The 22,661-nt window shown below is 58.9% G+C and carries 23 protein-coding genes; 8 read left to right on the top strand and 15 right to left on the bottom strand.

The window, feature by feature from the left end; genetic code table 11:
• Positions 1-8 precede the first annotated feature (8 nt).
• Positions 9-938, bottom strand: a complete 930-nt coding sequence (locus ACLBW8_RS21980) for a fatty acid desaturase (protein ID WP_064453856.1) — start codon at positions 936-938, stop codon at positions 9-11.
• 301 nt (positions 939-1,239) lie between these two features.
• Here ACLBW8_RS21980 and ACLBW8_RS21975 point away from each other — a divergent pair, with 301 nt between their 5' ends.
• Positions 1,240-1,671, top strand: a complete 432-nt coding sequence (locus ACLBW8_RS21975) for a GNAT family N-acetyltransferase (protein WP_064453857.1) — start codon at positions 1,240-1,242, stop codon at positions 1,669-1,671.
• Positions 1,672-1,737: 66 nt separating this feature from the next.
• A complete protein-coding gene (locus ACLBW8_RS21970; protein ID WP_447806281.1) occupies positions 1,738-2,556 on the top strand; it encodes a class I SAM-dependent methyltransferase in 819 nt (272 codons plus the stop codon).
• Between the two features lie 138 nt (positions 2,557-2,694).
• On the opposite strand, the gene def is transcribed toward ACLBW8_RS21970, so the two are convergent.
• From def to ACLBW8_RS21955, 3 genes are all read right to left on the bottom strand, one after another.
• Positions 2,695-3,234, bottom strand: coding sequence for a peptide deformylase (gene def / locus ACLBW8_RS21965; protein WP_447806280.1), 540 nt, complete (start codon positions 3,232-3,234; stop codon positions 2,695-2,697).
• Positions 3,235-3,237: 3 nt separating this feature from the next.
• Positions 3,238-4,188 carry a YihY/virulence factor BrkB family protein gene (locus ACLBW8_RS21960; RefSeq protein ID WP_447806279.1) on the bottom strand — a complete coding sequence of 317 codons (951 nt, stop codon included), beginning with the start codon at positions 4,186-4,188 and terminating at the stop codon, positions 3,238-3,240.
• Positions 4,189-4,370: 182 nt separating this feature from the next.
• Entirely contained in the window at positions 4,371-4,556 is a 186-nt protein-coding gene (locus ACLBW8_RS21955; protein WP_259763496.1) for a CsbD family protein, read from the bottom strand.
• A gap of 212 nt (positions 4,557-4,768) precedes the next feature.
• On the opposite strand from ACLBW8_RS21955, the gene ACLBW8_RS21950 reads away from it, so the two are divergent.
• The gene (locus ACLBW8_RS21950; protein ID WP_053257688.1) at positions 4,769-5,146 is read left to right on the top strand and encodes a hypothetical protein; all 378 of its coding nucleotides are present in this window, start codon (positions 4,769-4,771) and stop codon (positions 5,144-5,146) included.
• A gap of 164 nt (positions 5,147-5,310) precedes the next feature.
• Here the strand turns inward: ACLBW8_RS21950 and fadD1 are convergent, their stop codons facing one another.
• Together fadD1 and fadD2 are read right to left on the bottom strand one after the other, a co-directional pair.
• Positions 5,311-7,002 carry a long-chain-fatty-acid--CoA ligase FadD1 gene (gene fadD1, locus ACLBW8_RS21945; protein WP_447806278.1) on the bottom strand — a complete coding sequence of 564 codons (1,692 nt, stop codon included), beginning with the start codon at positions 7,000-7,002 and terminating at the stop codon, positions 5,311-5,313.
• 385 nt (positions 7,003-7,387) lie between these two features.
• On the bottom strand, positions 7,388-9,076 hold the full coding sequence (gene fadD2 / locus ACLBW8_RS21940) for a long-chain-fatty-acid--CoA ligase FadD2 (RefSeq protein WP_447806277.1): 1,689 nt from the start codon (positions 9,074-9,076) through the stop codon (positions 7,388-7,390).
• A gap of 222 nt (positions 9,077-9,298) precedes the next feature.
• Here fadD2 and ACLBW8_RS21935 point away from each other — a divergent pair, with 222 nt between their 5' ends.
• Together ACLBW8_RS21935 and ACLBW8_RS21930 are read left to right on the top strand one after the other, a co-directional pair.
• The gene (locus ACLBW8_RS21935) at positions 9,299-10,243 is read left to right on the top strand and encodes an alpha/beta hydrolase (protein ID WP_064453864.1); all 945 of its coding nucleotides are present in this window, start codon (positions 9,299-9,301) and stop codon (positions 10,241-10,243) included.
• Positions 10,244-10,314: 71 nt separating this feature from the next.
• Positions 10,315-10,785 (top strand): MaoC family dehydratase, encoded by a 471-nt coding sequence (locus tag ACLBW8_RS21930; RefSeq protein ID WP_024077080.1) that lies wholly within the window; start codon positions 10,315-10,317, stop codon positions 10,783-10,785.
• Between the two features lie 137 nt (positions 10,786-10,922).
• Here the strand turns inward: ACLBW8_RS21930 and ACLBW8_RS21925 are convergent, their stop codons facing one another.
• Positions 10,923-11,390 (bottom strand): ferritin-like domain-containing protein, encoded by a 468-nt coding sequence (locus ACLBW8_RS21925; protein ID WP_094953816.1) that lies wholly within the window; start codon positions 11,388-11,390, stop codon positions 10,923-10,925.
• A gap of 204 nt (positions 11,391-11,594) precedes the next feature.
• Between ACLBW8_RS21925 and ACLBW8_RS21920 the strand changes: the two genes are divergently transcribed.
• Positions 11,595-11,831, top strand: a complete 237-nt coding sequence (locus ACLBW8_RS21920) for a DUF3820 family protein (RefSeq protein WP_017139191.1) — start codon at positions 11,595-11,597, stop codon at positions 11,829-11,831.
• An 11-nt stretch (positions 11,832-11,842) separates the two neighbouring features.
• Positions 11,843-13,018 (top strand): aminotransferase class V-fold PLP-dependent enzyme, encoded by a 1,176-nt coding sequence (locus tag ACLBW8_RS21915; RefSeq protein ID WP_447806276.1) that lies wholly within the window; start codon positions 11,843-11,845, stop codon positions 13,016-13,018.
• Positions 13,019-13,236: 218 nt separating this feature from the next.
• Here ACLBW8_RS21915 and ACLBW8_RS21910 read toward each other — a convergent pair whose 3' ends face one another.
• The 3 genes from ACLBW8_RS21910 to zwf are packed head-to-tail and all read right to left on the bottom strand — an operon-like array spanning position 13,237 to position 16,086.
• The gene (locus ACLBW8_RS21910) at positions 13,237-13,902 is read right to left on the bottom strand and encodes a bifunctional 4-hydroxy-2-oxoglutarate aldolase/2-dehydro-3-deoxy-phosphogluconate aldolase (protein ID WP_048726837.1); all 666 of its coding nucleotides are present in this window, start codon (positions 13,900-13,902) and stop codon (positions 13,237-13,239) included.
• A 17-nt stretch (positions 13,903-13,919) separates the two neighbouring features.
• The gene (gene pgl, locus ACLBW8_RS21905) at positions 13,920-14,633 is read right to left on the bottom strand and encodes a 6-phosphogluconolactonase (RefSeq protein WP_447806275.1); all 714 of its coding nucleotides are present in this window, start codon (positions 14,631-14,633) and stop codon (positions 13,920-13,922) included.
• Positions 14,620-16,086, bottom strand: coding sequence for a glucose-6-phosphate dehydrogenase (gene zwf / locus ACLBW8_RS21900; RefSeq protein ID WP_221295542.1), 1,467 nt, complete (start codon positions 16,084-16,086; stop codon positions 14,620-14,622). Before zwf ends, pgl begins: the two co-directional genes overlap by 14 nt.
• 219 nt (positions 16,087-16,305) lie before the next feature.
• Here zwf and ACLBW8_RS21895 point away from each other — a divergent pair, with 219 nt between their 5' ends.
• A complete protein-coding gene (locus ACLBW8_RS21895) occupies positions 16,306-17,166 on the top strand; it encodes a MurR/RpiR family transcriptional regulator (RefSeq protein WP_169875662.1) in 861 nt (286 codons plus the stop codon).
• A gap of 130 nt (positions 17,167-17,296) precedes the next feature.
• Here ACLBW8_RS21895 and ACLBW8_RS21890 read toward each other — a convergent pair whose 3' ends face one another.
• The 5 genes from ACLBW8_RS21890 to ACLBW8_RS21870 form a co-directional block, all read right to left on the bottom strand.
• Positions 17,297-18,142, bottom strand: coding sequence for a D-hexose-6-phosphate mutarotase (locus tag ACLBW8_RS21890; RefSeq protein ID WP_064453870.1), 846 nt, complete (start codon positions 18,140-18,142; stop codon positions 17,297-17,299).
• Between the two features lie 103 nt (positions 18,143-18,245).
• The gene (locus tag ACLBW8_RS21885; protein WP_221295543.1) at positions 18,246-19,592 is read right to left on the bottom strand and encodes a carbohydrate porin; all 1,347 of its coding nucleotides are present in this window, start codon (positions 19,590-19,592) and stop codon (positions 18,246-18,248) included.
• A gap of 86 nt (positions 19,593-19,678) precedes the next feature.
• Positions 19,679-20,839 (bottom strand): ABC transporter ATP-binding protein, encoded by a 1,161-nt coding sequence (locus ACLBW8_RS21880; RefSeq protein WP_064453872.1) that lies wholly within the window; start codon positions 20,837-20,839, stop codon positions 19,679-19,681.
• Between the two features lie 2 nt (positions 20,840-20,841).
• Positions 20,842-21,687 (bottom strand): carbohydrate ABC transporter permease, encoded by an 846-nt coding sequence (locus tag ACLBW8_RS21875; RefSeq protein ID WP_053257699.1) that lies wholly within the window; start codon positions 21,685-21,687, stop codon positions 20,842-20,844.
• Positions 21,680-22,588 (bottom strand): carbohydrate ABC transporter permease, encoded by a 909-nt coding sequence (locus tag ACLBW8_RS21870; RefSeq protein WP_053257700.1) that lies wholly within the window; start codon positions 22,586-22,588, stop codon positions 21,680-21,682. The genes ACLBW8_RS21875 and ACLBW8_RS21870 overlap by 8 nt, the downstream gene beginning before the upstream one ends.
• Positions 22,589-22,661: the final 73 nt, after the last annotated feature.

Here is a 22,661-nt window from a genome sequence, read left to right as displayed (position 1 = left end):
GTCGTCTCTCACGCAAAAGGGTGCCGGGGGCTGTCGATGGCCTTAAGGCCGTGGCGGCTGATCAACTGGCCATAACCCTGCACCAGAAAGCCGCCGCTGCGCGCCACCCACTGTTCGCGGCGGGCGCGGTAGACCGTGGGCAGCCAGTACCAGGGCAACTTCGGCAAGTCGTGGTGCACCAGGTGCAGGTTGTTATTGAGGAACAGCCACGTCCACGGCCAGGCCGCTTCGTTGAGCACGGTGCGCTGCGCCGGTTGCAGGTGCGGGCGGTGTTCATAGTAGGAACGGATCGACGCCAGGGACAAGGCCGGCACGGTGACCAGCAGCAGGTAGTGCCACACCGGCAGTGCGCTGTAGTGGGCGATAAAGCTCAGCATCAAGACGGTCACGGCGCCGTGGGCCAGCCACATCGGCCACACCTGCGGCAGGCGCTGGAACTCATGACGCGCCAACCGGCCAATGGCCAGCGGCGCAGCCAACACGAAGCGGCCGAGCACGGTTTTGGTCAGCCAATGCACACCTCGTTCGAACAACGAGCTGGCGTCCCATTGCTGTTGATTGAGGTAGCGGCTTTCCGGGTCGATACCCGGCAGGGTCAGGTCTTCATCGTTGTGGTGCAGCAGGTGGCTGTTGCGATACAGCGTATAGGGATACCACACGGCAAAGGGCGCGTAGCCGAGCAGTTTGTTGACAAGCAGGGAACGGGTGGGATGGCCGTGGAGCAGTTCGTGTTGCACCGACAGCCACAGCGTCACCAAAGGAATCAGCAACAGGGTGCTGAGCCACAGGCCGAGCCAATGGCTGCCGAGTATCACGGCGAACCAACCGGTATACACGCCGATCAACAGCAGCCAGGTCGGCCATTCGGTTTTTGCAGTAAAACTTTGCGCCAGGGCTTCGATTTCCCGGCGCTGGGTCAGATCAAGGTAGTTGGCCATTGGCAGCTCAGAGCAGGTGTTTCCTGCTCTGTGCCTTGAGGCGGGAAAATCTTGCAGATCGTTTGGTTCTAAGCTTGTAACTCAGTGACCGAACAGGCCTGACTCGGATTTCTTGGTTTTCTTGTCCGCGCGTTTTTCATCGGCAGTTTTTGCCGGTTTTTTCTTCGCGGCTTTCTTTGAATCCATACCTTTGGCCATGATGCATGCTCCACTGAAAGGGGATGTAACACTGGGTATACCACCTATTGCGCGGCAGAAGGCGCTTATAATCCCCGGCCCTTGAGAATGTTGCCCAAACACCATGCCTGAACTGCACATCGAACCGCTGGCAGAGCCGCTGTGGCCGCTGCTGAACAAGTTTTACCGCCGCCATGATTCGTCGATGAAGGCCATGAAAGGTGGGCGTTTATGGGTAGCGCGGGACGGCGAGATTGTGGCCGGGTTGTGCCTCTCGCCCGTAGTGGGTGGGCAGTGGCTGACCGCGGTGTTTGTCGACCCGGCTTATCGCGGCCAAGGGCTGGCGGCGCGCTTGATTCTGCAGGCGGTGGCCGATGTGCAGGGGTGCGTCTGGCTGCTGTGCCATCCCGACCTGGAAGGTATGTATCAGCGCATGGGGTTCACTCAGGATACGCTGCTGCCGCAATCCCTCAGCGAGCGGTTGGTGCGCTACAAACGTAACAAGCCAATGATCGCGATGGGGCTTATAACCAACGCAAAGGTCGACCTCGAATAATGTGTGATCAGCCGGTCCAGAGCCCATGCTAGCCTCGACGGCACAGTGGCCCTTTACAGGATGATCATGAAAACGACGCTTGCAGCTCTGTCCCTCACCGCCCTCCTCGCGCCCACCTTCAGCCAGGCAGCTGATGCGCCGATTACCGCCGAGCAATACACCAGCGTGCTTGCCGGCAGTTGGCGCGACCCGGCCAACAGCGCGCGCGACGACTATCGTCACCCGCAGCAAACCCTGGCGTTCTTCGGCTTGGGCGCCAGGCAGACGGTGATCGAAATCACCCCCGGCGCCGGCTGGTACAGCGAAGTGCTGGCGCCGCTGCTCAAGGACCACGGGCATTACATCGCCGCCGTGCAGGCAGCCAGCAGCAGCGCTTATGCGCGTACCTCCGAAGAGAACCTGAAAAAGAAATTCGCCGCCGACCCGACGCGCTATGTCAAGGCCCAAGTGGTGGAGTTCGACCCTAAGGCGCCAGTGTTCGGCAAACCTGCTTCGGCCGACGCCGTGCTGACTTTCCGCAACGTGCATAACTGGGTAGCGGCCGATACCGCAGACGCCACGTTCAGTGCGTTTTACACGGTGCTCAAACCGGGCGGCGTGCTGGGTGTGGAAGATCACCGGGCCAAGGACGGGGCGGACCTGGCAGCGATCAAGGACAGTGGTTACCTGACCACGGCCCAAGTGGTGAAACTGGCGACCGATGCCGGGTTCAAGCTGGCTGGGCAGAGCGAAGTGAATGCCAACCCCAAGGACACCAAGGATTATCCGGGTGGCGTCTGGACGTTGCCGCCGACATTGAAGTTGGGGGAGCAGGACAAGGCCAGGTACCTGGCGATTGGCGAGTCGGACCGGATGACGTTGCGGTTTGTTAAACCGGTCAAATAGTTCGGTTTGAAATGCTATCCCAATGTGGGAGCGGGCTTGCTCGCGAAAGCGGAGTGTCAGTCAATGTATTCGGTGACTGATACACCGCTTTCGCGAGCAAGCCCGCTCCCACATTTTCGATCTCAGTATGGCTGAGCGTTACTCGTCAGCATTCGGGTCCATGTCCGGAAACATCACTTCGATAAACCCGAACTTGCTGAAGTCGGTAATCCGCGACGGGTACAGCCGGCCGATCAGGTGGTCACATTCATGCTGCACCACCCGCGCGTGGAAGCCCTCGGCGACGCGCACGATGGGCGCCCCCTTGGGATCAAAACCCTCGTAGCGGATCTGCTGGTAACGGTCCACCGCGCCACGCAGACCGGGCACGGACAGGCAGCCCTCAAAACCTTCTTCCAGTACCGGGCTGAGCGGCGTAATCAACGGGTTGATCAAGATGGTCTGCGGCACCGGGGGCGCCTCCGGGTAACGTTCACTGGCCTCGAAACCAAAGATTACCAGTTGCAGGTCGACGCCGATCTGCGGGGCGGCCAGGCCGACGCCGCCGACGCTTTCCATGGTCTGGAACATGTCATCAATCAATTGCCACAGCTCGGTGCTGTCGAACATTTCCGGCGGAACCGGTGGCGCGATGCGCAGCAGGCGCTCGTCGCCCATTTTCAGGATTTCACGGATCATCGATCAGACTTCGTCGGTAGTGGGCTTGGAGTGGTCCCGGCCTAGGCCTGAGACGTGCTGTTTTTCATCCGTGTGCGTGTTTTCATCGAACTCCTTTTTCCCCGGGTCCTTGCCTTCGGCCGACATGTGTTCGATCACGGCATTCATCTCGGCCCCGAGCAACAGCACGGCGGCGGAAATATAGAAGTACAGGAGCAGGACGATGATCGCGCCGATACTGCCATACATGGCGTTGTAGTCGGCGAAGGTTTTGACGTAGTAGCCAAAACCCAGGGAGGCGATAATCCACACCACCACGGCCAGCACCGAGCCGGGTGTGATGAAGCGGAATTTCTGCTGCACATCAGGCATCACGTAGTACATGAGGGCTACGGAGAACATCAGCAAAATCACGATCAGCGGCCAGCGCAGGATGGTCCATAACGTGACCACGAATTCCTGCATGCCGATCTGCCCGGCGAGCCACCCCATCACCTGCGGGCCGAGCACCATCAGCGCAGCGGCGGCGAGCAGCATGCCGGCGATGCCGACGGTGTAGAAAATCGACAGCGGGAAACGCTTCCAGATCGGCCGGCCTTCGACCACGTCGTAGGCGGCGTTCATCGCACTCATCATCAGCCGCACACCGGCCGAAGCGGTCCACAAGGCGATCACGATACCGACGGACAGCAAGCCACCCTTGGATTGCTGCAACTGGTCGATCACCGGGTTGACCTGTTCAAGGGCCTGGGGCGGCAACACCAGTTCCGACTGCATACGCAGCCAGGTGAAGAAGTCCGGCAGGTGCAGGAAACCGATCAGGGCAATGAGGAACAATAAAAAGGGAAACAACGAGAACAGCATCTGGTAGGCCAGTGCCGAGGCGTAGGTGGGCATTTCGTCATCGATAAACTCTGTGACGGTGCGCACCAACACTTTGTGGAGTTTGAGGCCGTCTAGTACCGGAAAAATCATAGCGTCTCCTTTCGCCGCATAAAGGTTAAGGTCGTGGGCGACTCAGGGGCCGTTTTCTACATCAAAAGTAGCCTACTTGGCGACTTTGAAACAATGACGAGATTTTAGTTGCAACGTACGACATAAAAACGGCCATCCGTGGATGGCCGTCGGGCTGCACGAACACAGCCAGCGATTCAGGGTTACTTGACGGCTTTTTTTACCGCATCTTTGGTATCACCGATGGCTTTTTCGACCTGACCTTTCTTTTCCTGCACGACACCTTCAGCGCGCAGCTTGTCGTTGCCGGTGACTTTGCCGGCGCCTTGCTTGATGTTGCCGACGAGTTCATCTTTCAAACCTTTTGCCTTATCCGATGTGCTGCTCATGGTATTTCTCCGAAAGAACAATCAAGGGTTTGGGTCATTACGTAGAGATTGACCCGAGGCGGTTGCACAGAGTTTCAATTATTTTTCAGTGGGCATTTCATCGAGCATTTGCGCATCCGTTGCAGGTTTGGCTTTATGTTTTGCCGCCAACCCACGAGAATGCCCGGCACATTCAGGCTATATCGCTGAATAACAGATCCCGTAGGAAGGTTATGAAACTCAATAAAGCACAGGCCATCGCCCGCAGAAACCAGGAACTGGGCGGTGCCGTACTCGGCGTCAACAACTGCCATTTCACCGACCTGGACAGCAAACGCAACATCTGGTGGTTCGACCTGCCGGTCGTGCGTATTGGTGTGGGCCAGTACGAGTGGATTCACCTGCTGATGCACAACGCCGAGACTGACCAGTTGCTGCACCTGAAGGTGCCGACCGCGTTCCTGCGTGAAAAGCTTGAAGGGCTGGTGGTGCGCAATGCGAACAAGCGCAAGCCGGAGATCACCCTGGAGCTGAGCGCCGACAAGGATTCGTTCCTGAAAGATGTGCGCCCGGCCGGTGCGGGTGTGAGCTTCGCGCAGTTTGCCGTGTAGCAACTCGGTCAAATACTGTGGGAGCTGGCTTGCCTGCGATAGCGGTGGGTCAGCCAGCCCGGCGGTGACTGATGTACCGCCATCGCAGGCGAGCCCGCTCCCACACTGGATTGCATTCCAATCCAGGCATTAAAAAACCCCGCATGGCGGGGTTTTTTATTGGGTTACTTCTTGAGGCCCAGCTTCTTCAGCTCTTCATCGCGCAATTCACGGCGCAGGATCTTGCCCACGTTGGTGGTCGGCAACGCATCACGGAACTCAACGGCCTTGGGCACCTTGTAGCCGGTGACATTGGCGCGCATGTGTTCCATCACCTGGTCCTTGGTCAGGGTAGCCCCTGGCTTGACCACGATGAAGATCTTGATGTGCTCCCCGGATTTTTCGTCCGGCACGCCAATGGCCGCACACTGCAGCACGCCCGGCAGGGTCGCCAGCACATCTTCCAGCTCGTTCGGGTAGACGTTGAAACCGGAGACCAGAATCATGTCTTTCTTGCGGTCGACAATGCGCATGTAGCCATCCGGCTGGATGATCGCGATGTCGCCGGTCTTCAACCAGCCTTCGCTGTCGAGGATCTCGGCGGTAGCGTCTTCACGCTGCCAGTAGCCTTTCATCACCTGTGGGCCTTTGACGCACAGCTCGCCGATTTCACCCAGGGCCAGTTCGACGCCGTCATCGGTGATGACTTTGCACACGGTAGAGGGCACCGGAATGCCGATGGTGCCGATCTGGATGTTCTGGATCGGGTTGACCGTCGCCACCGGGCTGGTTTCGGTCATGCCGTAACCTTCGCAAATATTGCAGCCCGTCACGTCTTTCCAACGCTCGGCCGCTGCCAGTTGCAGCGCCATACCGCCGGACAGGGTGACTTTGAGCGCGGAGAAGTCCAGCTTGCGGAAGCCTTCGTTGTTGCACAGCGCCACAAACAGAGTGTTCAGGCCGACAAAGCCGCTGAACTTCCACTTCGACAGTTCCTTGACCATCGCCGGCAAGTCGCGCGGGTTGCTGATCAGAATGTTGTGGTTGCCGATCAGCATCATCGCCATGCAATGAAAGGTGAAGGCATAGATGTGGTAAAGCGGCAGCGGCGTGATCAGGATCTCGCAACCTTCATTGAGGTTGGAGCCCATCAGCGCCTTGCACTGCAACATGTTGGAAACCAGGTTGCGGTGGGTGAGCATTGCGCCCTTGGCCACGCCGGTGGTGCCGCCGGTGTATTGCAGCACCGCGACATCGCCGCTGGCCGGGCTGACATCATTGACCGGTTGGCCGTGGCCCTTGGCCAGCACGTCGTTGAACTTGATCGCCTTGGGCAAGTGATACGCCGGGACCATTTTTTTCACGTACTTGATGACGCTGTTGATCAGCAGGCGCTTGAACGGCGACAACAGGTCAGCGACTTCAGTGACGATCACGTGCTTGACGGCGGTCTTGGGCACGACTTTTTCAGCCAGGTGCGCCATGTTGGCCAGGCAAACCAGAGCCTTGGCTCCGGAATCATTGAATTGGTGTTCCATTTCCCGCGCGGTGTACAGCGGGTTGGTGTTGACCACGATCAGGCCCGCACGAATGGCGCCGAACACGGCGACCGGGTATTGCAGGACGTTGGGCAGTTGCACGGCGATTCGATCGCCAGGCTTCAAGTCGGTATGCTGTTGCAGGTAGGCGGCGAAAGCGCCGGACAATTCGTACAGTTCACCGTAGGTGATTGTCTTGCCCAGGTTGCTGAAAGCCGGTTTGTTGGCGAAGCGCTGGCAGGACTGTTTCAGTACCGCCTGAATATTTTGATACTCGTCTGGATTGATGTCTGCAGCAATCCCGGCGGGGTACTTATCCTTCCAAAAGTCTTCGTTCATGGAAGCCCACTCCTCAGCGACGCGAATTCATCATCGCATTTGATGCGATTATTATTGGTGTATGTTTTTTTAAGGTGAGTCTGGCGCTTTCAAGCAGGCCGAGAAGTCACAAAGCGCGCCGAGAGTAGCAGCTTTGCCAAGGGCCGCCTAGAGCCAAAAGAGGGCCCTACAGTCATAAACATGACTCAAGAATATGCAGCAGTCATTTTTAGAGCAAAGATTCTATAACGCTTAAAATCGCTCTGGAATGCGCCTTTCAGCACAATAAATAACAATGTGGGAGCGGGCTTGCTCGCGAATGCGGTGCTTCAGTCGATACATCTGGTGACTGATACACCGCATTCGCGAGCAAGCCCGCTCCCACATTTTTTAAACGCACTTCATATCAAGCGATGTCGCGCAGCTCCCGCCGCAGAATCTTGCCTACCGGCGTCATCGGCAACGACTCGCGCAACACAATATGCTTGGGCACCTTGTACCCGGTGAAATTGGTCTTGCAGTACGCCTTCAGTTCCTCAAGGCTGACGCCCTGCGTACGCGCCACCACAAACAGCTTCACCGCCTCCCCCGTGCGATCATCCGGTACGCCGATCACGGCGCAGTTGGCTACCGCCGGGTGGGCCATCACCACGTCTTCGATCTCGTTGGGGTACACGTTGAAGCCCGAGACGATGATCAGGTCTTTCTTGCGATCAACAATGCTCACGAACCCATCGGCATCGATCACCGCGATGTCACCGGTTTTCAGCCAACCCTCAGCGTCCAGGGTCTCGGCGGTGGCCACCGGTTGCTGCCAGTAGCCCTTCATCACCTGCGGCCCCTTGATGCACAGCTCGCCGCGCTCACCCAAAGGCAGCTCGCGCCCTTCGTCGTCGATAACTTTCATCGCCGTGCCCGGCACCGGCACCCCCACGGTGCCCAGGCGCGACTGGCTGCCATACGGGTTGGTGCTGGCCACCGGTGAGGTTTCGGTCAGGCCGTAGCCTTCGCCGATGGAACAACCGGTCAACGCTTTCCAGCGCTCGGCGGTGGCCTTGACCAGTGCCGTGCCGCCAGAATTGGTGATCTTGAGGTGGGAGAAATCCAGGGTCTTGAAGTCCGGGTGGTCCATCAGCGCTACAAACAGCGTGTTCAGCCCCAACAGGCAGGAGAACCGCCACTTTTTCAGTTCCTTGATAAAACCGCCGATGTCTCGCGGGTTGGTGATCAGCACGTTGTGGTTGCCGGTCACCATCATGCACATGCAGTTCGCCGTGAATGCATAGATGTGGTACAGCGGCAGCGGCGCGATCATCACCTCCTGGCCTTCTTTCACCAGCGGCTGGCCGTCGTCGGTGAGTTGGGACATGCACGCCCGCGCCTGCTGCATATTGGCGACCAGGTTGCCATGGGTGAGCATCGCGCCCTTGGCCAGTCCAGTGGTGCCGCCGGTGTATTGCAGCACCGCGATGTCATCCAGGGTCACCGGATGCCGAATCAGGCCCTGCCCTGCGCCCATGCGCAACGCGCGCTTGAACGATACCGCCCGTGGCAGGTGGTAGGCCGGGACCATTTTCTTCACCTTGTCGACCACGGTGTTGATCAGCCAGCCCTTGGCGGCCGGCATGAAGTCGCCCATCCTGGCTTCGATGAGGTAGTCGATCTCGGTATCGGTACACACTTCCTGCACGCGCGAACCGAACAGGTTGAGGTAGACCAGCGCACGCACACCGGCGTCCTTGAACTGGTGGCGCATCTCGCGCGGGGTGTACAAGGGGTTGGTGTTGACCACGATGAGCCCGGCGCGCAACGCGCCAAACACCGCAATCGGGTAATGCAGCACGTTGGGCAGCTGCACCGCAATGCGCTCGCCAGGCTTGAGGTCGGTGTGCTGTTGCAGGTAGCTGGCGAACGCCGCACTCTGGCGCTCAAGCTCAGCGTAGGTCAGGGTGATGCCCATGTTGCTGAATGCCGGACGGTCGGCAAAGGCCTTGCAGGAACGTTCGAAGACTTCGATCACCGACTTGTAGGTGCTGAGGTCGATGTCATTGGGAACGCCCGCCGCGCGTTTGTCATTCCAGAAATCAGGTTGCATTATTCTTGTCCTCTTACCTGAGTGTGTCCGGCCGCTGCAGCTGTAAAAAGCAGGCTGCTATAAAAAGCGGAGCTTTGGGGACGTTAGCAGCTATGGCCAATCAGGCAAATACAGGAAACAGCGTCATCAATTGCGTGAATCTTCCTACAAGGGCCTGCACAGATCAGACGCAAGCCTGGGGATGAGCTATACACTGCAACGACCTCGAGCAAAGGAAGCGCCATGAACCACAGCACCTTCTGGCTGACCGCGAATGACCGCAGCCGCCTGTACGTCAATCAATGGCTGCCGGAAGGCCCCGCCAAGGCCATGATCATGTTGTCCCACGGCATGGCCGAGCACAGCGGGCGTTATGCAGGCCTGGCCGACGCGTTGTGCACAGCCGGCTATGGCGTGTATGCGCTGGATCAGCGCGGCCATGGCCGCACCGCCGACGAGGGCACGCTGGGGCTCTACGCCGAGAAGGATGGGTGGAACAAGGTGGTCGGCGACCTTGCCAGCCTCAACCAGCACATCGGCCAACAGCAGCCGGGGCTGCCGATCATTCTGCTGGGGCACAGCATGGGCAGCTATATCGCCCAGGCCTACCTGTTGCACCACAGCGCCAGCTTGAAGGGGGTGATTCTCAGCGGTTCAAACTTCCAGCCGGTGGCGCTGTACCGCGCCGCCGGGGTGATCGCTCGCCTCGAACGGGCACGCCAGGGCTTGCGTGGGCGCAGCGCGCTGATCGAGTTCCTGTCATTCGGCTCGTTCAACAAGGCGTTCAAACCCAACCGCACGGCGTTTGATTGGCTCAGCCGCGACCCGAATGAAGTCGATAAATACATCAACGATCCGCTGTGTGGTTTCCGCTGCACCAACCAGCTATGGATCGACTTGCTGGGCGGCTTGCAGCAAATCAGCAAAGCGTCCAATCTCGAGCAGATCGTCCCGGGCCTGCCGATCCTGGTGATGGGCGGAGAATGTGATCCGGTGAGTGAAGGCAAGCGTCTCAAAAACCTGGCCCACGCACTGCGCGAAGCCGGCTGCCAGAACCTGCAACTGAATATCTACCCGCAGGCGCGTCATGAAGTGTTCAACGAAACCAACCGCGATGAAGTCACAGCGGATGTACTGACGTGGCTCGACCAGACACTGGCGCTGCACAGGCCGACCCGCTGCGAATAACTTTACGTTTAAAATCAAGATTTTAGAATCAGCCAATTAAATTAGCGATTAGCCACAGGATGTACCTTTAGATGACTCAGGTTACCAACACCCCGTACGAAGCCCTCGAAGTCGGCCAGACCGCCAGCTACAGCAAGACCGTCGAGGAGCGCGATATCCAGTTGTTCGCCGCCATGTCCGGCGACCATAACCCCGTGCACCTGGATGCCGAGTACGCCAAAGCAACCATGTTCAAGGAGCGTATCGCCCACGGCATGTTCAGCGGCGCCCTGATCAGTGCGGCGGTTGCCTGCGAGTTGCCTGGGCCGGGCACCATTTATATCGGCCAGCAGATGACTTTTCAGAAGCCGGTAAAAATCGGCGACACCCTGACCGTGCGTCTGGAAATCCTCGAAAAGCTGCCAAAATTTCGCGTGCGCATTGCCACCCGTGTATTCAACCAGCGCGATGAGCTGGTGGTCGATGGCGAGGCGGAAATCCTCGCGCCACGCAAGCAGCAGGTCGTGACCTTGACCGAGTTGCCGCCGATCAGCATCGGCTGATTGCAGCTTCAGGGTTAATACCAAGCACATGTGGGAGCGGGCTTGCTCGCGAAAGCGGTGGGTCAGTCACCTGAGAGGTTGACTGACCCACCGTCTTCGCGGGCAAGCCCGCTCCCACATTTGTTACACAGCAGGTCTTACGACTGAGCGCGAGCCTGGTTACGCAGGGCTTTCACCTGGTCGTGGTTGCGTTGTGCGCCGTGGAACTGACGCTCTACCAGGTCACGAATACCCAGCAGGTTGTGCTTGTTGATCTTCTCGATCGCTTCCTTGTAAGCCTTCAGTGCGTGGTCTTCACCGCGCTCGGCTTCGTTCAGGACAGCCTCTTCATCTTTACCGGTAACCAGCGACTTCACGTCGACCCAGCCACGGTGCAAGGCGCCGGCAACCGAACCGGATTTTTCCGGGTCGCCGCCCAGGGCTTTCACAGCGGTCTGCAATTCGGCGGCAGCGGTGGCGCAGTCGGCGGAGCGCTTGACGAACAGGGCTTTGAGCTCTGGGTGCTTGATGTCTTCAGCACAGGTCGCGAAGCCTTTCTGGCCGTCTTTGCTGGTCTCGATCAGGTCGTTCAATACGGAGATCGATTCTTTATTGATGTCAGTCATTTTTCAATTCCTTGTGCGGGTTAAGAAACGTGTCTTAATGATTGCAGCGCCCGTGCCAAGTTTTTGAAAATGTGTTTTTCTTTACTTTTCAATGACTTAAAAATTAATGAACCATCTGTATGTACGTTATTTGCATGATCTGTCATTTGGCCTTCATGCAGAATGCCTGTATTTTCCAAGGTCTCGACTCAAACACTGAAGCCCATGAACCCCGAAAAACTCGAACTGCTGATCACCCGTGAAATGCCCTTCGGCAAATACAAGGGACGGATCATCGCCGACCTGCCCGGCCCCTACCTGAACTGGTTTGCCCGTGAAGGTTTCCCCCACGGCGAGCTGGGCGGTTTGCTGGCCTTGATGCAGGAAATCGACCACAACGGCCTGTCCGAACTCTTGGAACCGCTGCGCGTAAAACACGGCAAACCCGCCCCTCGCCATTAAGAGCCAATGCCATGCCAAGGAACGCAGATAACGAACGCCACTGGCAGGCCATTGCCCAGCACTATGAGCTGGAGCCTGGCCCGATCAATCTGGAAAACGGCTATTTCGGGCGCATGAGCCGCGCGGTACGAGCGCAGTACCTGGAGCACGTTGCATTTATCAACCGCAGCAACTCGCTGTATGTGCGCCAGCGGTTCGAGCAAGGTCAAAACGTCGAGATCCTTCGCCAACTGGCCGGGCTGATTGACGCCGACCCAGAGGCGATTGCCTTCACCCGCAATGCCACCGAAGCGTTGCAATCATTGATCCGCAACTATAACGGCCTGCAACCGGGCGACCAGGTGCTGATCAGCGACCTCGAATACGACACGGTCAAAGGTGCGATGCGCTGGCTGGCAGGCTATCGGGGCGTGGAGGTGATCGAGGTGTCCCACACGCACCCGGCCACTGTCGACAGCCTGGTGCAGACGTATCGCGATGCGTTCGCGCGTTACCCGCGCCTCAAACTGATGGCCCTCACCCACGTCACCCACCGTACCGGGCTGGTGATGCCGGTCGCGGCAATCGCCAGCGCCGCACGCGCGCATGGCGTCGACGTGATACTCGACGGTGCCCATGCCCTGGGCCAGATCGAGTTCAACCTTGCCGAACTGGGCATTCAGTTCGCCGGCTTCAACCTGCATAAATGGATCGGCGCACCGCTGACCCTGGGCTTTCTCTATATAGCCCCTGAGCGCCTGGCGGATATCGACCCGGACATGGGCGAGTTCCACTATCCCGCCAACGACGTGCGCGCTCGTACGCCCTACAGCACGCCGAACTTTCCAGCCCTGATGACCTTGCCGCTGGTGCTGGAGGAACACTGCTCATTGGGTGGCTCGGCGGCCAAGGGCGCGCGCGTCAATTACCTGCGCGACTTATGGGTGAGCCAGGTGCGTCAATTGCCCGGGATAGAGGTGCTGACGTCGGATGACCCAAGGCTGTATTGCGGGATCACGGCATTCAAGTTCATTGGCCGGGATCAGCAGGCGATGGCGGAACGGTTGCTCAATGAGTACGACCTGTTCACCACTACGCGCACGGGTGCGGCGTTTGGCACCTGTATTCGAGTGACGCCGGGGTTGGTGACGTCGGCGGCGGATATCGGTGTACTGGTCAAAGCGATCACTGAACTAAACGCGGATTAAAAATGTGGGAGCTGGCTTGTGTGGGAGCGGGCTTGCTCGCGAATACGGTGTGTCAGTCAACGACTATGCCAACTGAACCACCGCATTCGCGAGCAAGCCCGCTCCCACATTAATCGGTATCGGATTCGAGTTTTTCGCAGGCAAAAAAAAGCGGCACACCGACCAAGTGCACCGCAAAAATGCCGTTAAGCACAGCAACAACGATTCGGTAAATCAGATCAGTCCAGCAGCGCCAGCGCTTGTGCGGTGACTTCCTGGATGCGTGCCCAGTCGCCGTTCTTGACCCATTCCGGGTCCAGCATCCAGCTACCGCCCACGCACATCACGTTTTTCAACGCCATGTAGTGTTTGATGTTGGCCGGACCCACGCCGCCGGTCGGGCAGAATTTCACTTCGCCGAACGGGCCGCCGAGGGCCTTGATGGCCGCCACGCCGCCGCTGACTTCAGCTGGGAACAGCTTGAAGCGGCGATAACCCAGGCCATAGCCTTCCATGATGCCTGAGGCATTGCTGATGCCTGGCAGCAGCGGGATCGGGCTGTGCACGGAGGCTTCCAGCAGGTCGCGGGTAATGCCTGGGGTGACGATAAATTGCGAGCCGGCCACTTCCGCCGCTTCGAGCATATGACGGTCGAGTACGGTGCCGGCACCGGTGCAGAGTTCAGGGCGTTGCTCACGCAGTACCTGAATGGCCTTGAGGCCGAACTCGGAACGCAAGGTCACTTCCAATGCGGTCAAGCCACCGGCTGCCAGGGCATCGGCCAACGGCAGGATGTCCTGTTCGCGGGCGATGGTAATCACCGGCAGGATCCGCGCCTTGGCGCAGAGGCTGTCGATCAGGGCAACTTTATCCGCCATGGACACGGTCGGTTGAGGGCTTTTCATAGCGGCTGATCCTTGGCTCATGGGCACCAGTAAATCTCTAAAGTAGGTTTCAAAAACGCGCGAATCGGCATGGCAGCAACGTCGTCACTGGCCAGCGCGGCGCTCAAGGTGGTCAATTTCGAGCTGCCGGAAATCGACAGCACGGTGTAGTGGGCCGTGGCCAGCAGTGCACGACTCATGGTCAGGCGCTGGTGCGGCACGGTCGGGGCCAGCATCGGCCAGCAACGGCGGGTGCCATCAGCTTTCAATGCTTCGCTCAGGTTGGGGCTGTTGGGAAACAGCGATGCGGTGTGGCCGTCATCGCCCATGCCCAGTACCAGCACATCAATGGCTTGCAGCTCGGCCAACTGGCGATCGGCCAGTTCGGCGGCGTCTTCCAGATTTGCGGCAACGTTGTACAGGCTGAGGAACGTGGCCTTGGCCGCCGGCCCTTGCAGCAGGTATTTCTTCAGCAGGCCGGCATTGCTGTCGGCATGCTCCACCGGCACCCAGCGCTCATCGGCCAGGGTGATGGTGACGTTGGACCAGTCCAGGTCTTGCTTGGCCAGGTTCTGGAAAAACGCCACGGGGCTGCGACCACCGGACACCACCAACGTGGCCGCGCCACGGGCGCTGATGGCCGTGCGCAATTGCCCCGCCACGTCATGGGCCAAGCCGTCCGCCAGCAACGTGGGCGAGCGGTACTCATGGGCTGTTACACCCTGAGGCAGTTTCAATTCAGATATCGCCATACCAAGACCTCCCATCCCGCGTGATCAGTGCAATCGAGCTCATCGGCCCCCAGGACCCGGCCGCATACGGCTTGGGCGCATCACCGGATTTTTTCCACCCGGCGATCAACTGGTCACACCATTTCCACGCGGCTTCGATTTCATCTTTGCGAACAAACAGGTTCTGATTGCCGCGCATCACTTCCAGCAACAACCGCTCGTAGGCATCGGGGATCCGCGCGCTGCGATAGGTGTCGGAAAAATTCAGTTGCAGCGGGCCGCTGCGCAGTTGCATGCCCTTGTCCAGGCCCTGCTCCTTGGTCATCACACGCAAGGAAATACCTTCGTCCGGCTGCAGGCGAATGATCAGTTTGTTGCTGATCTGCAGGCGCTGCTCGGGCGCGAAGATGTAGTGCGAGGGTTCCTTGAAGTGGATGACAATCTGCGACAGTTTTTGCGGCATGCGTTTGCCGGTGCGCAGGTAGAACGGCACCCCGGCCCAACGCCAGTTACGAATATCGGCACGCAGGGCGACGAACGTTTCGGTGTCGCTCTGGGTGTTGGAGTTTTCTTCTTCCAGGTAACCCGGCACCGGCTTGCCGGCGCTGTAGCCGGCGATGTATTGGCCGCGCACCACTTGAGTGGTCAAGCCTTCCGGACTGATCGGCGCCAGGGCCTTGAGTACCTTGACCTTCTCGTCACGGATGCTGTCGGCGGACAGGTCGGCCGGCGGGTCCATGGCAATCAGGCAGAGCAGTTGCAGCAGGTGGTTCTGGATCATGTCCCGCAGTTGGCCGGCCTTGTCGAAGTAACCCCAACGGCCTTCGATACCAACTTGCTCGGCCACGGTGATTTCCACGTGGGAGATGTAGTTCTGGTTCCACTGGGTTTCGAACAGGCTGTTGGCGAAACGCAGGGCGATCAGGTTCTGGACGGTCTCTTTGCCCAGGTAGTGGTCGATGCGGTACGTGCGGTTTTCCGGGAAAAACTGCGCCACGGCGTCGTTGACCTTGCGCGAGGATTCCAGGTCCGAACCGATGGGTTTTTCCAGCACCACACGGGTGTTTTCCGCCAGGCCGACCTTGGCCAGGTTTTCGCAGATGGCGCCATACACCGCCGCAGGCGTGGCGAAATAGGCGATCAGACGTTGTTCGGCACCGACTTTTGCGGCCAGGATGACGTAGTCATCGGCGTTCATGAAATCGACGTGCACGTAGGCCAGGCGTGCGAGGAAGCGCGCTGCCACGGCTTCATCCAGTTCCTTGCCGACGTATTTACGCAGTTCTTTTTCGATATGGGCCAGGTGCTCTTGCTCGGACCCGGCTTCACGGGCCAATGCCAGGATGCGCGTGTCGTCGTGCAGGAGCCCGGCGCCATCGAGTTGGTAGAGTGCAGGAAATAACTTGCGCAGCGCCAGATCACCCAAGGCGCCAAACAGGGCAAAGGTGCAGGGTTCTACGGTTATCAAAGGCATGATGTTTGTTCTTTTATCAAGTTAAGCTACAAATACCTTTTTTCAAGGCATCACTCAAGGAAAAATGTAGTAATAACCACAACATTTTCCCAAAATACGCATTCCGAGTGGTGGTGTTCAGCTACCCTCAGTAGGATAGGCCACCGCAAAGGGCCACTCGTCGATGGGTTACCGCCCTTTATTTGCATCGTCGCCCGAAGGAAAGACTGAATGGACCGCGTGCGAAATCTTCTGGAACAAATCCGGAACCGCCTCGAAGAATTGAACAAGGCTGAGAAAAAAGTCGCCGAGGTCATCCTGCTCAACCCGCAGCAGGCGACCCGCTTCTCTATCGCAGCCCTCGCCCAAGCCGCCTCGGTCAGTGAACCGACGGTCAACCGTTTCTGCCGTTCGTTCGGTGTCAGCGGTTACCCTGAACTTAAATTGCAGCTGGCGCAAAGTTTGGCCAGCGGTGCGGCGTATGTCAGCCGCGCCGTGGAAGCCGATGATAACCCTGAGGCCTACACGCAGAAGATCTTTGGCAGCGCCATTGCCTCGCTGGACAGCGCCTGTCAGGCCCTGGACCCGGCCCTGATCAGCAAGGCCGTGGACCTGTTGATTCAGGCGCGGCAGATCCACTTCTTCGGCCTGGGCGCGTCGGCGCCGGTGGCCATGGATGCGCTGCACAAGTTTTTCCGTTTCAACCTGTCCGTCACCGCCCATGCCGACGTACTGATGCAACGCATGATCGCGTCGGTGGCGCATACCGGCGAGCTGTTCGTGATTATTTCCTACACCGGGCGTACCCGTGAGTTGGTGGAAGTGGCGCGTATCGCGCGGGAAAACGGCGCTTCGGTGCTGGGCGTCACCGCCGAAAACTCGCCGCTGGCCAAGGCCAGCACGGTGAGCCTGAACATTCCGCTGCCGGAGGACACCGACATCTATATGCCGATGACCTCGCGGATCATTCAGTTGACGGTGCTGGATGTGCTGGCAACGGGCATGACCTTGCGCCGTGGCGTGGATTTCCAGCCGCACTTGCGCAAGATCAAAGAGAGCTTGAATGACAGCCGGTATCCGGTGGGGGATGAGTTCAACTAGCAGGAATCTCTACCAGCAGTACCGGCCCTTTCGCGAGCAAGCCCGCTCCCACATTCGACCGTATTCCAAGGTGGGACCCGGTCAAAATGTGGGAGCGGGCTTGCCTGTGATGGCGCCATCAGCAACACCGCTAAACACCCGCCCTCGCCTGCAGACTCAAGTGCGCCCTCTCCCCCGGCGCCAGGCTCGCCCCGGCCATTGCCGACTCCACACACACGAACCCCGACGCCTCGTTAAAGCTCACGCCCAGTAATGGCCGGCTGCCGGGGTGCCACACCACGGTGTCGGCGCTGTCGCCGGTGTCGATGCACAATTCGCGCTGCCAGGCATGGTCCTTGAGGTGCAGTTCACCCTCGTGCTGGAACACCCGCTGGCACCCGCCGTCCACCCGCAACTCGCCGTCCTGCTGGCACACCTGGCGATTGAGCTGATCATAACCTTGCGCCCCGTCGAGCCCAGACAGCGCTACCTCACCGACGTTGCCGATACGCCAATAGGCGTGCAACGCATGGCTCAACTGGCACGGCAACTCGTCCTGGTGCTCGGTGCACAGGCGCAATTCCAGGGTGTCGCCCAAGTGCGCGTGCAGGTCGACCTGCCAGTCGCACAATTGCAATTGCCAGTGCAGGCGCACGCCATCGTCGTCGGTGCTGCTGTCGAGCAGTTTCCAGTCGATCAGCCGCGCCCAACCATGGGACGGCCACGCGTTTTCGCTCGGATGGCGCCCATACCACGGCCAGCAGACCGGCACGCCACCACGGATGGCGCCGACTTGCGGCCACTTGGCCGCACACCACAGCCAGGGTTTCTGGCCGCGTGGCTGAAAGTGCAGCAATTGCGCGCCCTGACGGCTGAACACCGCCTGGCACAGCGGATGGTCGATCACCAACACATCGCGCATCTGAAAGCGCTCCCAGGCAAACACAGGGCGTTCACGCAGGGATTTGAAAAAGCGTTGCAGCGGATGCTCATGCATGTGCCACGGTCCTGAATAACTTCACAGTGCTGCCCAAAAAAAAGCGGATAGCCATGGCTACCCGCAAAATGCGCACAGAGAGAAGGAGCTTATCGCAACAGCGTTAGAACGTAGACTGAATTTTCAGGCCGGCTACCAACGCGTTGTCGACTTTATCGACGCCACCTGGGTGGGTAACGTATTGCAGGTTAGGACGCACGGTCAGCCAGTTAGTGACGTGGAAGCCGTAGTTGATTTCAGTGTTGTACTCGGTGTCACGCAGCGGCGCGTAGCCCGCTTGGTCGTAGTCGGTGAAACCACCGGCTGCGTTCAGCAACTCTGCGTTTTTCCTCACGTCCTGATTGACATGGATACGAGAGAAACCGATACCGACGTCATCTTTTGGACGCGCATCGAATGGGCCTTTGTACACCAGCATCAACGACTGATAGTTATCGACGAGGTTGGTGTCCTTGTCGTGGAAGGTGGCGTTGGCCGCGATGTTCAGGCCGCGCGAAGCGTCGCCGTTATGGGTGGTGAGTTGCTGCTGCACAACGCCCCAATAGCCGGATTTGCTGCTACGGGTACGGTAAGCCAAGCCTGTGGTGGCAGCATCGTTGCCGTTGACGTCTTCACGTACGTCGCTGGCATCCGCGGCGCTCTTGTAGTAACCCACGCGGTATTCGCCTGGCAGGCCATTGACCTTCGGCGACCAGACCAATTCCACCGGAATCACGGTGCCCTTGGTGCCGCTGCCGCTGAGCTTGAAGCCATTGCCGTGCTCAAGCTGCGACGGGTTCTGGTTGTACGCACCGATTTGTGCATACAGCTCAGGCGTGATGTTGTACTTCACGCGGATAGCGGCCTGCGCGACCGGCCAGTTGTACCAGGTATTGACGTAGTTACCCACTTGGGACCCGCAGAACGACAGGTTCTGGAATTCGCAAGGGAAGGTGTTGAAGTCTTCGCCTTCACCGAAGTAGCCGAGCTTCACGTCCAGCTTGTTATCAAACATCTGGTGCTGAATCCAGAACTGGGTCAGACGCACCATGTGGCCACGACCGTAAACTTCCATCGACGAACTCAGCGTGCCGGCACGCGGGTCACCAATACGATCGTTGGAGATGTTTTGGCCATTACGGTTAGTCAACTGGATCTTGGCCTGGGTGTTGTCCCAGCCCCACAGCTTTTGCAGATCCAGCGCTACGCCCAACCCGAACTGGTCGGAGTAACGGCCGGTCTTGTCGTCGTTATAGCCGCCGTGCAGGTTGGCGCCCATTTCCCCTACGTAGTCAGCCTTGATGTCGATACCTTGCTCGATCAGCTTGGTACGCTCGCCACCCCAATCACCGGTCATCCATTTGGAGTCGGCGCTGAATGCATCGGCCGCCATCGCATTGGCGGACAATACCAGGGCTGCTGCTGCTGACAGTTGGCAGATCAGCCGAGTGTTGTTGTGTTGCTTTTTCATCCCTACATCCTCGTCTTTATTGTTATTTAACTGTTTTTATCTAACGCGGGTTACTTTTTTTTAACCAAAACAACAAGTTATCTGCTTCAGCGGCCTTTGAATTGGGCCACGTTGTCGGCATGCCCGTGTGCAGGCAATGAGGCAGCAGTGCCCAAGCGTTCGCCGGTTTTGGCGTCGAACAGCAATACCTTGGCCGGGTCGAATTGCAGGGTCAGGGTCTCACCGACCTGCGGTGCAACGTCCGGCGCGAGGCGGCAGCAGACCTTGGTGTCGTTGAGTTGCACGAACACCAACGTGTCAGGACCGGTCGGCTCAGTGACCTGGACTTCGGCACGAATGCTCGACGAACCATTCGCTTCGCCCGTGGCCAGCACTATTTGCTCCGGGCGCAGACCCAGGATCACATCGCGATCTTCAAGGCCGGCGTCATTCATACCCAGCGGCAGCTCGCAACGGGCCTGGCCGCTGTCGAGCAGCGCCACCAATTTGCCATCCTTGCGCTGCAGGCGCAGCGGAATGAAGTTCATCGGTGGTGAACCGATAAAGCTTGCCACAAAAAGGTTGGCCGGGTCGTTATAGATCTCTTTCGGCGTGCCGAATTGCTGGATGATGCCGTCCTTCATCACCGCCACTTTATCGCCCAGGGTCATCGCTTCGATCTGATCGTGGGTGACGTAGACGGTGGTGGTTTTGAGGCGCTGGTGCATCAGTTTCATTTCGGTACGCATCTCGACCCGCAGCTTGGCGTCGAGGTTGGACAGCGGTTCGTCGAACAGGTAGATCTTCGGCCGACGCGCCAGGGCACGGCCCATTGCCACACGCTGTTGCTGGCCACCGGACAGCTGGCCTGGCTTGCGATTAAGCAAGTGTTCGATCTGCAGCAACTTGGCCACGCGCGCCACTTCGGCGTCGATGTCCGCCTGAGGCATCTTGCGGATTTTGAGGCCGAACTCGATGTTCTCGCGCACGCTCATGGTCGGGTACAGCGCGTAGGACTGGAACACCATGGCGATGTCACGGTCCTTGGGGCTCATGCCGCTCACATCCTGATCACCGATCATGATGGCGCCGCCGGTAATGGTTTCCAGACCGGCGATGCAGTTCATCAGTGTGGATTTACCACACCCCGAAGGGCCGACCAGAATCAGGAATTCGCCTTCCTTGATCGACAGTTCGATGTTCTTCAAGGTGTCGGGCAGGCCGGCGCCATAGGTCTTGTTTACATTGCGAAGTTCAAGCGTAGCCATGATTACCCCTTGACCGCGCCGGCCGTAAGGCCGCGCACGAAATACTTGCCTGCGATCACATAGACCAGCAGGGTCGGCAGCCCGGCGATCATCGCCGCCGCCATATCCACGTTATATTCCTTGGCCCCGGTGCTGGTGTTGACCAGGTTGTTCAGCGCCACCGTGATGGGCTGCGAGTCGCCGCTGGAGAACACCACACCGAACAGGAAGTCGTTCCAGATCTGGGTGAACTGCCAGATCAGGCAGACCATGATGATCGGCGTCGACATCGGCAGAATGATCAGCCGGAAGATGGTGAAGAAACCTGCACCGTCCAGTCGTGCCGCCTTGATCAGCGCATCTGGAATGCTGACGTAGTAGTTACGGAAGAACAGTGTGGTAAATGCCAGCCCGTAGACCACGTGCACAAACACCAGGCCCGTGGTGGTGCTGGCCAGGCCCATCTTGCCGAGGGTGAACGACGCCGGCAGCAGCACGGTCTGGAACGGCAGGAAGCAGCCGAACAGCAGCAGGCCGAAGAACAGCTGCGAGCCTTTGAAGCGCCAGAACGACAACACGTAGCCGTTCAACGCACCGATGGCGGTGGAGATCAGTACGGCCGGAACAGTGATCTTGATCGAGTTCCAGAAGTAGCCGTCTACAGTGGCCCAGGCCTTGACCCAGCCAATGCCGGTGACCACGGTGGGCCAGCTCAGCAGGTTGCCGGTGCTGATGTCTTCCGGGGTCTTGAAGCTGGTCAGCAGCATCACCACCAGCGGCACCAGGTAAAGCAGCACAGCGAGAATCAGCACCGCGTAAATCGCGATGCGGCTCAGGCTGATGGACGGTTTGGAGGCGAGACTAGTCATTACGCTTGGTCCTCAGCTCGGAGTACAGGTAAGGCACGATGATCGCGAGGATCGCGCCGAGCATCAGGATTGCACTGGCCGAGCCCATGCCCATCTGGCCACGACTGAAGGTGAACGAGTACATGAACATGGCAGGCAGGTCGGACGAGTAGCCCGGGCCACCGGCCGTCATTGCGGCGACCAGGTCAAAGCTCTTGATCGCAATGTGCGCCAGGATCATCACCGCACTGAAGAACACCGGACGCAGGCTTGGCAGCACCACGCTCCAGTAGATGCGCGGCAGGCTGGCGCCGTCGATCTGGGCGGCACGGATGATCGACTGATCAACGCCGCGCAGGCCGGCGAGAAACATCGCCATGATGAACCCGGAGGCTTGCCATACAGCAGCAATCACCAGGCAGTAGACGACGCGATCGGGGTCGATCAGCCAGTCCAGGCGGAAGCCTTCCCAGCCCCAGTCACGCAGGAGTTTGTCCAGGCCCATGCCCGGGTTGAGCAGCCATTTCCAGGCCGTACCGGTCACGATCATCGAGAGCGCCATCGGGTACAGGTAAATGGTGCGGATAAAGCCTTCGCGACGGATTTTCTGGTCGAGAAAGATCGCCAGCGTCACGCCAATCACCAGGGTGATGCCGATAAACATGCCGCCAAAAACAGCCAGGTTCTTGCTCGCTACCCACCAGCGGTCGTTGTCGAACAACCGCGCGTATTGCGCAAGGCCTGCCCATTTGTAGCTTGGCAGGAACGTGGACGTGGTGAACGACAGAACGAACGTCCACAGGATGTAGCCGTAGAAGCCCACCAGAACGATGAACATGCTGGGCGCCAGCACCAGTTTAGGGAGCCAGCGCTGCAGTGCATCGAACGGCGAGGCCTTGCTGAACACAGCAACAGAACTCATGGGAAAATCCAGTACAGGGAAAAGGACTACAGAAGCATGCCTTGTGAGGGGTCAGGGGGTTTCCCCTCACAAG

It is taken from the genome of Pseudomonas sp. M5A4_2d, from assembly GCF_053345295.1.
Note: the sequence above shows the minus strand (reverse complement) of the source record. Positions and strands in the feature narration are given on the sequence as shown.

Excerpts from the sequence above, each read along its gene's own strand:
- fadD2 (WP_447806277.1), bottom strand. The coding sequence starts at position 9,076 with ATGCAACCTGATTTCTGGAATGACAAACGCGCGGCGGGCGTTCCCAAT.
- ACLBW8_RS21890 (WP_064453870.1), bottom strand. The coding sequence starts at position 18,142 with ATGCATGAGCATCCGCTGCAACGCTTTTTCAAATCCCTGCGTGAACGC.
- ACLBW8_RS21885 (WP_221295543.1), bottom strand. The coding sequence starts at position 19,592 with ATGAAAAAGCAACACAACAACACTCGGCTGATCTGCCAACTGTCAGCA.
- ACLBW8_RS21935 (WP_064453864.1), top strand. The coding sequence starts at position 9,299 with ATGAACCACAGCACCTTCTGGCTGACCGCGAATGACCGCAGCCGCCTG.
- ACLBW8_RS21925 (WP_094953816.1), bottom strand. The coding sequence starts at position 11,390 with ATGACTGACATCAATAAAGAATCGATCTCCGTATTGAACGACCTGATC.
- ACLBW8_RS21970 (WP_447806281.1), top strand. The coding sequence starts at position 1,738 with ATGAAAACGACGCTTGCAGCTCTGTCCCTCACCGCCCTCCTCGCGCCC.
- ACLBW8_RS21910 (WP_048726837.1), bottom strand. The coding sequence starts at position 13,902 with ATGAAAAGCCCTCAACCGACCGTGTCCATGGCGGATAAAGTTGCCCTG.
- ACLBW8_RS21980 (WP_064453856.1), bottom strand. The coding sequence starts at position 938 with ATGGCCAACTACCTTGATCTGACCCAGCGCCGGGAAATCGAAGCCCTG.
- ACLBW8_RS21880 (WP_064453872.1), bottom strand. The coding sequence starts at position 20,839 with ATGGCTACGCTTGAACTTCGCAATGTAAACAAGACCTATGGCGCCGGC.
- ACLBW8_RS21955 (WP_259763496.1), bottom strand. The coding sequence starts at position 4,556 with ATGAGCAGCACATCGGATAAGGCAAAAGGTTTGAAAGATGAACTCGTC.
- fadD1 (WP_447806278.1), bottom strand. The coding sequence starts at position 7,002 with ATGAACGAAGACTTTTGGAAGGATAAGTACCCCGCCGGGATTGCTGCA.
- ACLBW8_RS21920 (WP_017139191.1), top strand. The coding sequence starts at position 11,595 with ATGAACCCCGAAAAACTCGAACTGCTGATCACCCGTGAAATGCCCTTC.
- ACLBW8_RS21950 (WP_053257688.1), top strand. The coding sequence starts at position 4,769 with ATGAAACTCAATAAAGCACAGGCCATCGCCCGCAGAAACCAGGAACTG.
- zwf (WP_221295542.1), bottom strand. The coding sequence starts at position 16,086 with ATGCCTTTGATAACCGTAGAACCCTGCACCTTTGCCCTGTTTGGCGCC.
- ACLBW8_RS21870 (WP_053257700.1), bottom strand. The coding sequence starts at position 22,588 with ATGAGTTCTGTTGCTGTGTTCAGCAAGGCCTCGCCGTTCGATGCACTG.
- ACLBW8_RS21960 (WP_447806279.1), bottom strand. The coding sequence starts at position 4,188 with ATGATTTTTCCGGTACTAGACGGCCTCAAACTCCACAAAGTGTTGGTG.
- ACLBW8_RS21915 (WP_447806276.1), top strand. The coding sequence starts at position 11,843 with ATGCCAAGGAACGCAGATAACGAACGCCACTGGCAGGCCATTGCCCAG.
- def (WP_447806280.1), bottom strand. The coding sequence starts at position 3,234 with ATGATCCGTGAAATCCTGAAAATGGGCGACGAGCGCCTGCTGCGCATC.
- ACLBW8_RS21930 (WP_024077080.1), top strand. The coding sequence starts at position 10,315 with ATGACTCAGGTTACCAACACCCCGTACGAAGCCCTCGAAGTCGGCCAG.
- pgl (WP_447806275.1), bottom strand. The coding sequence starts at position 14,633 with ATGGCGATATCTGAATTGAAACTGCCTCAGGGTGTAACAGCCCATGAG.
- ACLBW8_RS21875 (WP_053257699.1), bottom strand. The coding sequence starts at position 21,687 with ATGACTAGTCTCGCCTCCAAACCGTCCATCAGCCTGAGCCGCATCGCG.
- ACLBW8_RS21975 (WP_064453857.1), top strand. The coding sequence starts at position 1,240 with ATGCCTGAACTGCACATCGAACCGCTGGCAGAGCCGCTGTGGCCGCTG.